The organism is Pseudomonas fortuita, assembly GCF_026898135.2.
Taxonomy (GTDB): domain Bacteria; phylum Pseudomonadota; class Gammaproteobacteria; order Pseudomonadales; family Pseudomonadaceae; genus Aquipseudomonas; species Aquipseudomonas fortuita.
Window position 1 is genome coordinate 3,225,189 of sequence record NZ_CP114035.2, and the last position, 14,019, is coordinate 3,239,207.

The following is a 14,019-nucleotide window of genomic DNA, read 5'->3' on the forward strand; positions in this document are numbered from 1 at the left end:
CCTACAGAAACCGCGCTGGCATGCAATATCCCTTGATTCGGTTTATCGTGTACCCATCACCCACCGACACCCGCACCATGACCGATATCGAGCGCTACCTTCGCGCCGCCACCCGTGACAACACCCGGCGCAGCTACCAGGCTGCCATCGAACACTTTGAATCCCACTGGGGCGGTTTTCTGCCGGCCACCGCCGAGAGTATTGCCCGCTACCTGGTCGACCACGCCGACCAGCATGCTGTCAGCACCCTGCGCCAGCGCCTGGCTGCGCTCAGCCAATGGCACGTCGCCCAAGGCTTCCCCGACCCGACCAAGGCGCCGCTGGTGCGCCAGGTGCTCCGCGGTATCCGCACCCTGCACCCGACGCCGCCCAAGCAGGCAGCCCCGCTGTTGTTGCAGCACCTGCAAACTGCGGTGAGCTGTTTCGAAGAGGAGGCCCGCCAGGCACGTGAACATCACGACCTGGCCGCCCTGCGCCGGGCCCGCCGTGACAGTGCGCTGCTGTTGCTGGGTTTCTGGCGTGGCTTTCGTGGTGATGAACTGGCGCGCCTGCGCATCGAGCATATCCAGGCTGAAGCCGGTGTCGGTATCACGTTGTTCCTGCCGCGCAGCAAGGGCGACCGAGAAGCCCTGGGCGTGCAACATCGCACCCCTGCCCTGAAAGCCTTGTGCCCGGTCACGGCCTACCTGCAATGGCTGGAGGTCGCCGGTATTGCCCATGGGCCGGTGTTCCGCAAGCTCGACCGCTGGGGCAACCTCGGTGACAGCGCGCTCAACAGCAACAGCCTGGTCGGCCTGCTGCGGCGCATGCTGGAGCGTGCCGGGGTTCCGGCGGCGTTGTATACCGGCCACTCGTTACGGCGTGGCTTCGCCACCTGGGCAACCGCCAATGGCTGGGAACTGAAGTCGCTGATGAGCTATGTGGGTTGGAAAGACGCCAAGTCGGCCTTGCGCTATATCGACTCGGCCCAGCGCTTTGGCGAATTGGCCGTTTTACCGGCCAGCCAGACGCCACGGCTTATTCCTTGAAGCTGTGCCGGGCAACGCCGCCAGTTTCCGGGCGAATGGCATACAGGTCGCCCGCATCGGGATAATGGTGCAGTTCTTCGGGGTTCATGTCGAATCGCGCGGTACTGATGTACAAGGTGTTCAAACCGGGCCCGCCAAAGCAGCAACTGGTGGGGCATGGCACCGGCATCAACACCTGGTCGGTCAGGTGGCCGTGGCGGTCATAACGCAGCAGGCAGCTGCCATGGTACTGGCACACCCACAGCCCGCCTTCGCGGTCCAGGGCCAGACCATCCGGCCGCCCCAGTTCGGCCGGGGTTTCGGCAAACAGCGTGACCGCGCCAAGCCGGCCTTCGACGAGGTACTCGGCGCGGTAGATGGCACGCGCCGCCGAATCGACGAAGTACACCGTATGGCCGTCCTGCGACCAGGCCAGGCCAGTGGGCAACGCCATGTCGTCATGGATCACCTGGTCGCTCAACTGCCCGTCGAAGCGGAACAGTGCCCCGGTATTGCCGCTGGGTACTTCGTCCATCAGGCCAGTTACGAAGCGGCCTTGCGGGTCGCAAGCACCGTCGTTGAAACGGTAGGTCGAGCGCGGATGGACTGATGCCGAATGCTGGCTCACCTTGCGCGCCGGCACGTCGAAGATAGCCACACTGGCGTCTTCGGTAAAAATCAGGTTACCCCGGTCGGTCAACGCCAGCGCGCCAATGCGCGCGGCTGACGCGTAAAGGGTGTGGACGTCGCCATCGGCTGTCAGGCAGTTGATGCGCCCGCCAGAAATATCGACGAAGTACAACGCGCCGGTGCGCTCATCCCAGACCAGGCTTTCGCCCAGGTCCGCGCACGTGTTGGCGACTTTGACCGGCACGTAGTTGCATTCCTTGATGCGGTTCCAGCGTTCGGCCACTTGCGCGAGGTCAGCGGCCTGCACACGGCCCAGGTCCCGGGGGTAGCTGACGCCGCTGTTTTCGTTGAAGCGGGTGGCGGTGAACTGGCCGTTGCTGGCGCGCAAGATGTAGCCGGTGTCATGGCACAGCGCACTGGCCAGGTACAGCACGCCGGGCGTGACCCACTCGGGTTTCAGTTCTTCTGGCGGTTGGCTGATGCCCCACATGCGGGTTTTCGCGACCGGTGAAATGGCATTGACCAGGATGCCGTGCTCCTGGCCCTCCATGCTCAGGGCGTTCATGATGCCGACCTGGGCCATCTTGCCGGCGGCATAGGCCACCAGGCCAGGCTGCGCATAGCGCTGGTACATGGCCCGGTCCGAGGTCGTCAGCACTACCCGCGGCGCTGCGGAGCGCTTGAGGTGCGGCCAGGCATGCTTGGCCAGCCACACGGGCGCCTGCACATTGATGCCCAGCGCTCGTTGCAGAAAGGCGGCTTCCTGATCCTCGATACGCTGGTAGTCGACCCAGCCGGCATTGTGAATGAGGATATCCAGCGCACCGAAATGCTCGATAGCCAGCTCGATCAGTTGCTTGCAGGTGCCCTCGTTCTCCAGTTGGCCGGCGTGTCCAACCACAGCAAAACCTTTGCCTCGCATGGCCGTCAGTGCATGTTCGAGCGCCGAGGCGTCCTGGCCTTGCCCGGATCTGTCGGTGCCCAAATCGCTGATGACTACACGCGCGCCGCGCTCGGCCAACGCCATGGCATAGGCAAGGCCAAGGCCTTGTGCGGCACCGGTGATGACCGCAACTTTGTTATGGAAAGGCTTTGTGACGGGCATTTCAGACTACCTTCAATTCTCCTTTTTACGATATCAACAATCAAATCTATGACTTAATATTAAAAGCATGCACGTTTGATATCTCCTGGATATCACCGCCAACTGGCCATGCTGCAGGAATGCTGAATGATCGAAACACGTTTGCTCAGGCAGTTCATCGCTGTGGCCGAAGAATTGCACTTTCACAAGGCCGCCGAGCGCCTGCACATGGCGCAGCCGCCGCTGAGCCAGGCCATCAACCGCCTTGAAGAAAAACTGGGTTTCAGCCTGCTGCTGCGTAACAAGCGCGGGGTGCGCCTGACCGCCGCGGGTGCAGCGTTTCTCGACGCGTCTTACCGCACGCTGGCTGAGCTGGAAAAGGGGATCGAGTACGCCCGTAATGTATCTGCAGGGGTCAGCGGCAAGCTGACCATCACGGCCATTTCCATCGCCTATTACGACTCGCTACTTGGCAGCTTGCGCCGTTTTCGCGAGACTTACCCGAACGTGCAGTTGACGATTCGCGAGATGCCATCCGCGTCGCAGGCCAAGGCTTTGCTGGCCGGTGAGGCGGATATCGGCTTCATGCGCAGGCTGCCGCTGCCGGCTGGCACCCTTGAAGCACGGTTGTTGCTTGATGAGCAGATCGTCATGGCCATGCCCGCCAGCCACGCCAAGGCGCAACAGGGGGAAGTCGACCTGCGCGAGTTTGCCGATGAGGATTTCGTATTCACCCCGCAAGCCTTGGGCGGTGGCTATCACGCGCAGTTGATCGCGCTGTGCGAGGCGGCGGGTTTTTATCCCAAGGTCGTGCAGGAGGCGGCGCAGATCCATACACTGCTGGGCCTGGTGGCATGCGGTTTTGGCGTGGCCCTTGTACCGGCCTCGTTCGTTGGCTCAACCCCGCGCGAACGCGTGCAGTTTTGCCCGATCCGCCCTATCGATGAGCAACCCGCCCCCGGGATCGGCCTGTACATGAAATGGAACGCCCAGAACGCTTCGCCAGCACTGGCCAACTTCATTGCCATGTTCGAGACGCAGGAGTGAAGCTTTTGCAGGAGCGGCCTAGTGTCGCTCCTACACGATGTTCATGTTCGCTTTGCAACGTGCCACAGCCGACCAATGTCACAAGCCCGCGCCTGCAGCAGCTGCGCAGCATCGGCACACGCCTGCTCCAGGCTCATCGGCCCGCTGGCCAACGCAAATGCAGCATCGACCCCATGGGCATACAACTGCTGATAACCCTCACCCAAGGTCCCGGCCAGCACCACCACCGGCACGCCATGACGCTTGGCTACCCGGGCCACCCCCATCGGCGTCTTGCCTCGCAGTGTCTGGGCATCGAAACGGCCTTCACCAGTCACCACCAGATCTGCCCCCTGCACCAATGCATCGAGGCCGGCCAGCTCGGCCACTACCTCCACCCCAGGGCGGAACTGTGCGCCCATGAAGGCCCGCGCCGCGAAGCCCATGCCACCGGCGGCGCCACACCCTGGGTAATCGCGCACGTCCTCACCCAGTAGCTGTGCGCAATGGTCGGCAAAATGGCCCAGCGCCTGGTCCAGCGCCTGCACCTGCTGCGGGTTGGCCCCCTTCTGCGGGCCGAAGATCGCCGAAGCACCATTGGCGCCACACAGCGGGTTATCGACGTCGGCCGCCACTTCAAATTGCACTTCGGCGAGCCGTGGGTCGAGGTCGCTGGCGTCGATGCGGGCCAGCTTGGCCAGGGCCAGGCCGCCCTCGTCCAGCGCTTGCCCATCCGCGTCCAGCAGGCGCAGGCCGAGTGCACGCAACATACCGCTGCCGGCATCGTTGGTGGCACTGCCGCCGATGGCCAGCACTACCCGTTGCGCACCGGCGGCAAGGGCTGCGGCAATCAGCTCGCCGGTGCCCCATGTGCTGCTGCGGCAAGCATCGCGCTGGCCGGTTGGTACCAGTTGCAGGCCACTGGCCTGGGCCATTTCAATGATTGCCGTGCGGCTTTCTGGCAACCATCCCCAGCCGGCCTCCACGGTTTGCCCCAGTGGCCCGCGCACAGCCTGGCGGCGCAGTTCGCCGTGGCTGGCGGCCAGGATTGCCTCCATGGTGCCCTCGCCGCCGTCGGCCATCGGGCACTCAACCAGTTCAGCGCCCGGCCATGCTGCACGCAGGCCTGCGGCGATGGCGCGGGCGACACCGGCAGCGTCGAGGCTGTCCTTGAACGAGTCGGGGGCGATGACGATCTTCATGGGGATTCTCCTGTCCTGATGAGCGGCATGCTGACAGCTGTTCGGCAAAGGGGCCTCGGTCAAATGCACAAAACGCCGGACGGGTTGTTTGGGCGGATGCCTTCGTAACTGCTTTCCGGCCTTGTAGGAGCAGCCTTGTGCTGCGAAGAGGCCCGCATGGTCGGAGCGGTTTTTCGCCCTGAGCGGCCCTTTCGCAGCACAAGGCTGCGCCTACGGGAATCGCGTCAATCTGCTGGCAACAGCTGCAACCCCAGATACAAACTAAGCATCCCTTCCATGCGTAGCGGGTCGACCTCGCCCAGCTCGGCAATCCGCTCCAGGCGGTAGCGCAGGCTGTTGCGGTGGATACCCAGGGCATCGGCACAGGCCTGGCTCTGACCGTCGTGGGCACACCAGGCACGCAGGGTGGTGAGCAACTGCCCGCTGTTGTCCCTGGCGCGAATGCGCTGCAGCGGCTCCAGCAGCTCATCCAGCGCGTCATCGTTGCGGTGGCGCCACAACAGCGCCGGCAGCCTGTAGCGCTGCAGGCTGAGCAAGCGCTCGGTGGGCAACACCTCGCGGCCATAGGCCAGCAAGTCACGTACCCGGCGGTAGCCCCGGCGCAGCTGCTCCAGGCTTTGCGCGGCACTGCCCAAGGCCAGCCGCTCCACGTCCCAGCCATGGCGTTGCAGGCGCTCCAGCAGGCGCGACTCATCCAGTGCCACACCGGCTGGCCGGCACCATAGCAATGACTGGCGGGCCGGGCTGACACACCAGCTGTCCGGGTACCGGCTCATCAACCACGCCGACAACGCCTCGGCAGGGGGCCCCGAGGCCAGCTCGAACAGGCCCGGCACCCGTGGCAGTTGAGGCTTCAGGCCCAACTGCCGGGCTTCGTCGAGCAGCCGAGGTGAATCACCGCTGCCACCCAGCAACAACGCCAGCAGATCATCGCAGCGCTGCCGTCGCCATTGTTGGTCAGCCTGTAAGTGGCGCTGGGCCAACAGCATCTCGGCGGTCATGCGTACCAGCTCCCCATAGGTGCGCACCTGCTGCGGGTCACCGGTCAGGCCCAGTACGCCCATCAGCCGGCCATCGAGCATCAGTGGCAAGTTCACCCCGGGCTGCACGCCCTTCAGGCATTTGGCAGCGTCGGTATCCAGTTCGACAATTCGGCCGTTGGCCAAAACCAGTTGCGCCCCTTCGTGGCGGGTGTTGATGCGCTCCGGTTCGCCGCTGCCCAGGATCAAGCCCTGGCTGTCCATGACATTGACGTTGCACGGCAAGATGGCCATCGCCCGGTCAACGATATCCTGCGCCAGGTCATGGTCGAGTTCGAACATTGCGTGGTCCTTTAGGGGTTAGGCTTTTGGGCTCGGGCACAGCAGCCTGAACCAGGCACTGTGCAAAAGCACAAAGACAGGCTAGCCGCAGTCCCCGAGACTCGTCAGAGCGAGCGCCGGAACAGGCGACGCGGCAAAAACCATAACAACAGAGAACCCGATCATGGCACACAGCCCAGCCCCTGACCAAGGCACGGACATCACCCGCAACGCGCTGTACCGGCGCATCACCCTGCGGCTGATTCCGTTCATTTTCATCTGCTACCTGTTCAACTACCTGGACCGCGTCAACGTCGGCTTTGCCAAGCTGCAAATGCTCGACGCCCTGAAATTTAGCGAAACAGTGTACGGCCTTGGCGCCGGCATCTTCTTCATTGGTTATGTGCTCTGCGGCCTGCCAAGCAACCTGGCACTCAACCGCTTTGGCCCGCGGCGCTGGATTGCGCTGATGATGATTGCCTGGGGCAGCCTGTCCACCTGCCTGCTGTTCGTCACTACCCCGACCGAATTCTACGCCCTGCGGCTACTGACCGGCGCTGCCGAAGCAGGCTTCTTCCCGGGCGTGGTGCTGTACCTTTCGCGCTGGTTCCCGGCCGCCCGTCGCGGACGCATCATGGCCCTGTTCATGTCGGCGATCCCGGTGTCGGGCCTGCTCGGCGGGCCGTTTTCCGGCTGGATCCTCCAGCACTTCGCCGCCGGCCAGCATGGCTTGGCCGGCTGGCAATGGATGTTCCTGATCCAGGGCCTGCCCACTGTTGCCCTCGGGGTGCTGGCCGTGTTCCTGCTCAGCGATAGCTACCAGAAAGCTGCCTGGCTAAGCCCGGCCGAACGCCAGATGATCGCCACCGACCTGGAGGCCGACGCAGCAAGCAAGCCCGCCACCACCGGCGAGGGTGTGCTCGCGGTGCTGACCCACCCACTGATCTGGACCTTTGGTTTTATCTACTTCTGTATCCAGAGTGGTGTCTACGCGATCAACTTCTGGCTGCCGTCGATCATCAAGAGCATGGGCTTCGACAACCCGCTGCTGATCGGCTGGCTCAGCGCGATCCCGTACCTGTTGGCCGGTGTGTTCATGATCCTTTGCGGCCGCTCGGCGGACCTGCGCAACGAGCGCCGCTGGCACCTGGTGGTGCCGATGCTGATGGGTGCCGTTGGCCTGCTGATTGCGGTGAACTTCGCCGGCAACCCGGCCATTGCCATTCTAGGCCTGTCCATCGCCACCATGGGCGCGCTGACCGGCCTGCCGATGTTCTGGCCCATGCCTACCACGCTGCTCAGCGCCGGCACAGCAGTCGCTGGCCTGGCGATCATCAACTCCGTGGGCCAGATGGCAGGCTTCCTCAGCCCGTACCTGGTGGGGTTTATCAAGGATCAGACCGGCTCCACCGACGCCGCACTGTACTCGCTGGCAGCGCTGATCGTGCTGGGTAGCCTGGTGGCCCTGCGTGTCACACGGGCAGGTGCGCTGAGTTCTGCACGGGCCAGTTGAACCTGTTCTCATAGAACAACGTAGTGATTTGGCGTCAACTTGTGGGAGCAACTGTCTTCTTGTGGAAGCTGGCCTTGCCGGCGATGGGGCGCGTAGCGCCCCAAGCCCGGCTCTGCCGGTCGTCAGATCAACGCATCCCCTCCCCACCCCAAGCGTCAAATGGTTCCAAAGGCCCCTTTGGAGAACCCCATGACCCAGCACGCCGTGGCCAGCCTGGCCCAACTCGACGAACACCGCCCCTTGCGCGTCCAGGCCGGCAATGAAGAGCTCATCCTCATCCGCCAGGGCAATCAGGTTCATGCCTATCAGGGCAACTGCCCCCACGCAGGTGCCCCGCTTGACGAAGGCGTAGTCTGCGGCGGCCTGCTGGTCTGCCCTTGGCACAAGGCTGCATTCGCCGTCGATGACGGGGTGGTCTGCGAACCCCCTGCGCTGGCTGACCTGCGCCGCTACAAGGCTTGGGTGAAGGACGATGCAGTCTGGGTCGATGACCAACCGCTGCCCGTCATCGACCCACCCAGGCACAGCGACGCCCGCTGCTTCGTTGTGATAGGTGCCGGTGCCGCCGGCAGCGCCGCAGTTGCCACTCTGCTGGCCCATGGCTTCGCTGGCCGGTTGCTGTGGATCGATCAGGAACGCCAGCCGGCCTACGACCGTACCGCGCTGAGCAAATTCGTGATTGCCGGGCAGATGGCACCCGATGAAGTGCCAGCGTTGCTCGAAGCCGACGCCCTGCGCAAGGGCCAGCTGGAGCGTAAGCACGGTAAGGTGCGCAGCTTGAACAGCCAGAAACGCCAACTGATGATGGCCGACGGCCAGCAAATCACTTACGACGCCTGCCTGCTGGCCAGCGGCGGCAAGGCACTGCGCCCCGACATCCCCGGCGTTGACTTGCCGGGCGTGTTTACCTTGCGCTCGCGGGAGGATGCCGCACAGGTGCTCGATGCAGCTGAGCCCGGCCAGCCGGCGGTGATCGTAGGGGATGGCTTCATCGGCCTGGAGGCGGCCTCAGCCCTGCACGAGTACGGCGTGCAGGTGCATGTAGTGACTCGCCACGAGGTCCCGCTTGCCAAGCAGCTAGGCGATCGCATCGGGCGCAGCATCCGCGAACTGCATGAGCGCAGAGGCGTCACCTTCCATGGCCCCACGCAGGTCCAGCGGTTCGAAGGCCGGGACAAAATCGAGGCGGTGCTGTTGGCCAACGGTGAACGCTTGCAAACGCCAGTGGTATTGCTTGGCACCGGCGTGCAACCGGCCACCGCCTTCCTTCAGGGCGTGCCGCTGAGCGAGGACAAGTCGTTGCGGGTCGATGCCGAACTGCGCGCCGCCGACGGTTTGTGGGCCGCCGGTGACATCGCCACGTTCCCGCTCTCGGGGCGCCCGGTGCGCATCGAACACTGGCGCCTGGCCCAGCAACACGGGGTGATCGCCGCCGCAAACATGCTCGGCGAGCAGCGCCGCTACGCCGATGTACCCTTCTTCTGGACCTACCAGCACGGTCGTACCTATGAAGTGCTCGGCCATGCGCGGGAGTGGAACCGGATCGAGTTCGTCGGTGGGCCGGAACAAGGCGATTTCATTGCCTTGCAGTGTGTGGATGACAGGGTCGAGGCGGTTATCGCCCAAGGGTATTCCGATGCCATGGCGACGCTTTCGCAGCGCCTGAAGCGCCCGTTGAGCCTGCAGGAGGCGTTAGCGCTGATCGGCTGAATGCTGCCTTTCAATGCCCGGCGGATGTGTGTAAAACAGCGGGATCAGCCGACTGCAAAAGGACTCACGCGCATGATCTACCGCCCCCTCGGCCACAGTGGCCTGCAGGTTTCCGCCCTTACCCTGGGCAGCATGATGTTCGGCGAGCAGACCAGCACCGAAGACGCCCTGCGTATCATCGACAAGGCCTGGGGCCAGGGCATCAACTTCATCGACACCGCCGACGTGTACAACGCCGGGCGTTCGGAAGAGATCGTCGGTGAAGCAGTGGCGCGCCATCGCCATGACTGGATCGTCGCCAGCAAGGTCGGTTTCGGCCCGGCCGAGGGCCTGCCAAACCGCAGCGGCCTGTCACGCAAGCACATCTTCAACGCGCTGGAAGCCACGCTGACGCGCATGGGCATGGACTATCTGGACATCTACTACCTGCACCGCGAAGACCACAAGGTGCCACTGGAAGAGACCGTACAGGCGATGGGCGACCTGCTGCGCCAAGGCAAGATCCGCTACTGGGGGGTGTCCAACTTCCGTGGCTGGCGCATTGCCGAGGTCTGCCACATTGCCGAGCGACTGGGTGTGCCGAAGCCCGTGGTAAGCCAGCCGCTGTACAACATCGTCAACCGCCAGGCCGAGCCAGAGCAGCTGGCTGCAGCCGCCGCCCACGGGCTGGGCGTTGTACCATTCAGCCCCTTGGCCCGGGGCGTACTCAGTGGCAAGTATGCACCGGGTGCTGTGCCCGATGCCGGCAGCCGCGCCGGCCGCCAGGACAAACGCATCATGGAGGTGGAGTGGCGCCAGGAGTCGCTGGCCATCGCTCGGCAGCTTCAGGCCTATGTAGCGGCCAAGGGCGTGGGGATTGTCGAATTTGCCATCGCCTGGGTGCTGAACAACCAATCGGTGAGCTCGGCGGTTGTCGGGCCGCGTACCGAGGAGCAGTGGGATACCTATGGTGGTGCGTTGGCGGTGAAGATCACGGCAGAGGACGAAGCGTTCATCGATTCGCTGGTGACGCCGGGGCATGCGTCCACGCCGGGGTTCAATGATGTGGCGCACTATGTAAGCGGGCGGCTGGCCCGTAGCTGATCGCCCGCTTGTACCCGCGAAGAGGCCGGTACTGACAACACCATTGGGGAGCCCTGCGCCGGGCTTCCGGTCCCCCCTTTCCCCAATCATCCCGGTATCGTGCGCACCATTGGTTTTCACCTCTGGAGCTGCAATGAGACTCTTCCAACCCCTGCAAGTCGGCCCGCTCACCTTGGCCAATCGAGTGTTCATGGCACCCCTCACCCGTTTGCGCAGCCTTGAGCCGGGTGATGTGCCAACCACCATGATGGCTGAGTATTATCGCCAGCGTGCCAGCGCCGGGCTGATCATCACCGAGGCCACCCAGATCTCTTTCCAGGCCAAAGGCTATTCCGGCTCGCCCGGCATTCACAGTGCCGAGCAGATCGCCGCCTGGAGGCACATCAACGCAGGCATTCACGCCGAAGGCGGGCACAGCGCCGTGCAGGTGTGGCACACCGGCCGGGTATCGCATACCTCGTTGCAACCCGGTGGCGAAGCGCCTGTCGCACCCTCGGCGCTACCGGCCGACGCCCGCACCACCCTGCGCGACGAGCAAGGCAACCTGGTACGCGTTGAAACCTCCGCACCGCGTGCACTGAGCGAGAACGAAATCGCTGGCATCGTGGCCGACTTCGGCCAGGCAGCGGTCAACGCCCGCGAAGCCGGCTTCGACTTCATCGAACTGCACGCTGCCCACGGCTACTTGCTACACCAGTTCCTTACCCCGAGCGCCAACCAGCGCGAGGACCGCTACGGCGGTAGCATCGAAAACAGGGCGCGCATCGTGCTTGAAGCGGTGGACGCGGCGATTGCCAACTGGAGCGCCGAGCGCGTGGGTATCCGCGTGTTCCCGCTGGGCGGGTTCAATGGCGTGGACAATGGCGAAGACCAAGAGGCCGCAGGGCTATACCTGATCCGGGAACTGGCCAAGCGCAACCTCGCCTACCTGCACCTCTCCGAGCCGGACTGGGCCGGTGGCAAGCCGCTGCGTGACGAGTTCCGCCAGGCGATCCGCGCTGCCTATCCGGGCGTTATCATTGCTGCGGGTGCCTACACTGCTGAGAAAGGCGAAGACTTGATTGGGCGTGGTTTGATCGATGCCGTAGCGTTCGGGCGCAGCTACATTGCCAACCCGGACCTGGTAGAGCGGCTGCGGGCGCATGCGCCTCTGAACGAACATCGGGCACAGTTCGACTATGCCAATGGGCCCGAAGGCTATACAGATTATCCGTTTCTGCACCAGGCCATGGGCGCTGGCGAAGGTTGCGCTTACCGATAATACGAAAAACGGAGCCCTCCACGGGCTCCGTCTTCCTGCGGCCGGGCACGCCTGGGCGTACCGGACACTCGGGCAACTTACTCGGCGCGCACTTGCGCAGCCTGCATGCCCTTCTGTCCCTTCTCGGCAACAAAAGACACCTTCTGGCCCTCTTTCAGCGACTTGAAGCCCTCCGATTCAATGGCTTTGAAGTGGACGAAAAGGTCGTCGCCACCGCCCTCGGGAGTGATGAAGCCGAACCCCTTCTCATCGTTGAACCACTTGACCGTTCCGTTTTGTCTGTTGGACATACTCTAAACCCTCGAATGCTGGCTGGTGCGTTTACCGGGATGGTTGAGCCGCCAGTCGATCGACTGGCATCTTCACGCTCCATCTTGGGCGATCTGAAGCCAACTGGCCACTCACACTTTTATCAGTACGCAAAAATAGTCGCTGAAAACACACGCACACTACACCAGGTCAGTGCTCCCAGGGCCCGCCCGATTCCCAGCTGGCGACCAACAAGTCAATGAAACCGCGTACCCGAGGGGACAGGTGGCGCTTGCTCGGGTACACGATACGAATCGGGTCCGCCGGTGGCCGGTAGGCGTGCAGGACTTCGACCAGGGTGCCGGCGCGCAGGTCGTCACCGGTGATGTAGGTGGGCAGGTGAATCAGCCCGAAGCCGGCCCGGGCGCCGTCGAGCATCGCCTCCGAGCTGTCGATGTTCAACCGCCCAGGGTCTTCGCACAGGTGCAGGCCTGCTTCAGTGTCAAAGCGCCAAGGCATGGCTTTCTCGCCCGCGAGGAAGGCGATCTTGTCGTGGCCATAAAGGTCGGCAGGCACCAAGGGAACGCCTCGCGCTTCGAGGTACGCGGGCGAAGCGCAGGTGACGAACTGCTGCCAGGCCACCGTGCGGGTCAACAGCTGCGAGTCTTCCTTGGGTGCGCCAATGCGCACCGCAACGTCTACGCCCTCCTCGACCAGGTCGACGAAGCGGTCTGTGAAGCGGATGTCTGCGCGCAGTTCCGGCCATTGCTTGAGGTACTGGTCCAGCACCGGCAGCACATGGCGCTGGCCGAGCGACAGCGGCGCAGTCAGGCGCAAGGTGCCTGTAGGCTTACCGCGGCGCTGGGCCATGGCGCTTTCCACCTCGTCCAGGTCATCCAGTATCTGCCGCCAGCGTTCGAATGCCACCAGGCCCTCGTCGGTCAGGCTCAGCTTGCGCGTGGTGCGATTGAGCAAACGCACCGCCATGCGGGCCTCCAGGCGAGCAATGCTCTTGCCTACCGCCGACCGGGTCAGGCCCAGGCTGGCAGCGGCGGCAGTGAAGCTGCCGGCCTTCGCGGCGCTGACGAAGGCGGCAATATCGCCGAAGCGGTTGGGTTCCATGACAGGTTCCTGAGTGTGGTGCGGCCGGTTTAGATGGGTATGGATCTGGGAATTGCAAGCGGCGACGCTGCAGCGCTTGGCGAGCGGCCGCGCCCCAGGTACAGCGCAGGTGTTATCCGCCAGGAACGCTAAGCCTCAAGACAAGCTTTTGATCACCAGCAGGTGCACGGGATAGAACAGGTAGCCCCAACGCCCTACGGCAGGTATCCGCCAGGCATCATGACGCAACAACAGCCACCCGACAGGAACTGCCAGCGCAGCGGCAGCCAGCGTCAGCAGGGTAATGGGCGCCAGAAGATGCTCGCGCAACCAGGTGTTGGTCAGGTTGCCGCCAATGGCCATCAGGCAAGGCAGCAACCAGGCTACCCCACCCTGCCTGCGTGCCATCAGCCAGGCGCCAGGTAGTAACACCCCCGGCAGCCCGTACATCAATTGCTCGCTGAACAACCACCCTGCCAGCAGGCCCGCAAGGCCAAGTACGCGCGCCGGCCACAGTGGGTGCTGGACACCCCAGGCAACCAGTAACCCCAGTACCAGTGTCGGCATTACACTGAACGTCTGTGAACCACTGTCCAGCCAGCGATAGGCGGGCTCCGAGAGCACCGCGAACAGCAGCATCAGCGACAGGTAGCGTAGGTTGGCGCGGGTATGGAGCACCTTTGCCCTGGCACGCCCCACATTCACCGCAATGGCCAGGCAAAACAGCGGAAACGCCAGCCGGCCAATCACGAACAAGCCATCGGCCTCAGGCCATATGAAGCGCAGGTGGTCGGTGACCATGGTCAGCATCGCTGTCCATTTGACCAGGTCCAGCCCGGCCGAACGCATGCC

12 protein-coding genes and 1 pseudogene are annotated in these 14,019 nt (G+C 63.8%); 6 read left to right on the forward strand and 7 right to left on the reverse strand.

What is annotated here, in order from left to right:
• Positions 1–20: 20 nt before the first annotated feature.
• Complete coding sequence (locus OZ911_RS14840; RefSeq protein WP_102689420.1) at positions 21–1,028, forward strand: site-specific integrase; 1,008 nt, start codon at positions 21–23, stop codon at positions 1,026–1,028.
• Here OZ911_RS14840 and OZ911_RS14845 read toward each other — a convergent pair.
• Together OZ911_RS14845 and OZ911_RS14850 are read right to left on the reverse strand one after the other, a co-directional pair.
• Complete coding sequence (locus OZ911_RS14845; RefSeq protein ID WP_224372564.1) at positions 1,018–2,127, reverse strand: SMP-30/gluconolactonase/LRE family protein; 1,110 nt, start codon at positions 2,125–2,127, stop codon at positions 1,018–1,020. The two genes, OZ911_RS14840 and OZ911_RS14845, sit on opposite strands and share 11 nt — an antisense overlap.
• 45 nt (positions 2,128–2,172) lie before the next feature.
• A pseudogene (locus OZ911_RS14850) lies at positions 2,173–2,742 on the reverse strand (SDR family NAD(P)-dependent oxidoreductase); the annotation flags it as partial.
• 126 nt (positions 2,743–2,868) lie between these two features.
• Between OZ911_RS14850 and OZ911_RS14855 the strand changes: the two are divergent.
• Positions 2,869–3,768 carry a LysR family transcriptional regulator gene (locus OZ911_RS14855; protein ID WP_023047409.1) on the forward strand — a complete coding sequence of 300 codons (900 nt, stop codon included), beginning with the start codon at positions 2,869–2,871 and terminating at the stop codon, positions 3,766–3,768.
• A 41-nt stretch (positions 3,769–3,809) separates the two neighbouring features.
• On the opposite strand, the gene OZ911_RS14860 is transcribed toward OZ911_RS14855, so the two are convergent.
• Positions 3,810–4,949, reverse strand: a complete 1,140-nt coding sequence (locus OZ911_RS14860) for a glycerate kinase (protein ID WP_023047410.1) — start codon at positions 4,947–4,949, stop codon at positions 3,810–3,812.
• A 224-nt stretch (positions 4,950–5,173) separates the two neighbouring features.
• Positions 5,174–6,271 carry a sugar diacid recognition domain-containing protein gene (locus OZ911_RS14865; RefSeq protein ID WP_016487215.1) on the reverse strand — a complete coding sequence of 366 codons (1,098 nt, stop codon included), beginning with the start codon at positions 6,269–6,271 and terminating at the stop codon, positions 5,174–5,176.
• Positions 6,272–6,434: 163 nt separating this feature from the next.
• Between OZ911_RS14865 and OZ911_RS14870 the strand changes: the two genes are divergently transcribed.
• The 4 genes from OZ911_RS14870 (at position 6,435) to OZ911_RS14885 (ending at position 11,817) form a co-directional block, all read left to right on the forward strand.
• Entirely contained in the window at positions 6,435–7,763 is a 1,329-nt protein-coding gene (locus tag OZ911_RS14870; RefSeq protein WP_016487216.1) for an MFS transporter, read from the forward strand.
• A 189-nt stretch (positions 7,764–7,952) separates the two neighbouring features.
• Positions 7,953–9,473: an FAD-dependent oxidoreductase gene (locus tag OZ911_RS14875; protein ID WP_060517829.1), complete on the forward strand. Its 1,521-nt coding sequence runs from the start codon at positions 7,953–7,955 to the stop codon at positions 9,471–9,473.
• 72 nt (positions 9,474–9,545) lie between these two features.
• Positions 9,546–10,556, forward strand: coding sequence for an aldo/keto reductase (locus OZ911_RS14880; RefSeq protein WP_023047411.1), 1,011 nt, complete (start codon positions 9,546–9,548; stop codon positions 10,554–10,556).
• Between the two features lie 133 nt (positions 10,557–10,689).
• Positions 10,690–11,817, forward strand: a complete 1,128-nt coding sequence (locus tag OZ911_RS14885; protein ID WP_016487218.1) for an alkene reductase — start codon at positions 10,690–10,692, stop codon at positions 11,815–11,817.
• 77 nt (positions 11,818–11,894) lie between these two features.
• Here OZ911_RS14885 and OZ911_RS14890 read toward each other — a convergent pair whose 3' ends face one another.
• From OZ911_RS14890 to OZ911_RS14900, 3 genes are all read right to left on the reverse strand, one after another.
• Positions 11,895–12,107 carry a cold-shock protein gene (locus OZ911_RS14890; RefSeq protein WP_023047412.1) on the reverse strand — a complete coding sequence of 71 codons (213 nt, stop codon included), beginning with the start codon at positions 12,105–12,107 and terminating at the stop codon, positions 11,895–11,897.
• A gap of 169 nt (positions 12,108–12,276) precedes the next feature.
• Positions 12,277–13,188 (reverse strand): LysR family transcriptional regulator, encoded by a 912-nt coding sequence (locus OZ911_RS14895; RefSeq protein WP_023047413.1) that lies wholly within the window; start codon positions 13,186–13,188, stop codon positions 12,277–12,279.
• A gap of 135 nt (positions 13,189–13,323) precedes the next feature.
• A complete protein-coding gene (locus OZ911_RS14900; RefSeq protein WP_023047414.1) occupies positions 13,324–14,016 on the reverse strand; it encodes a TraX family protein in 693 nt (230 codons plus the stop codon).
• Positions 14,017–14,019: the final 3 nt, after the last annotated feature.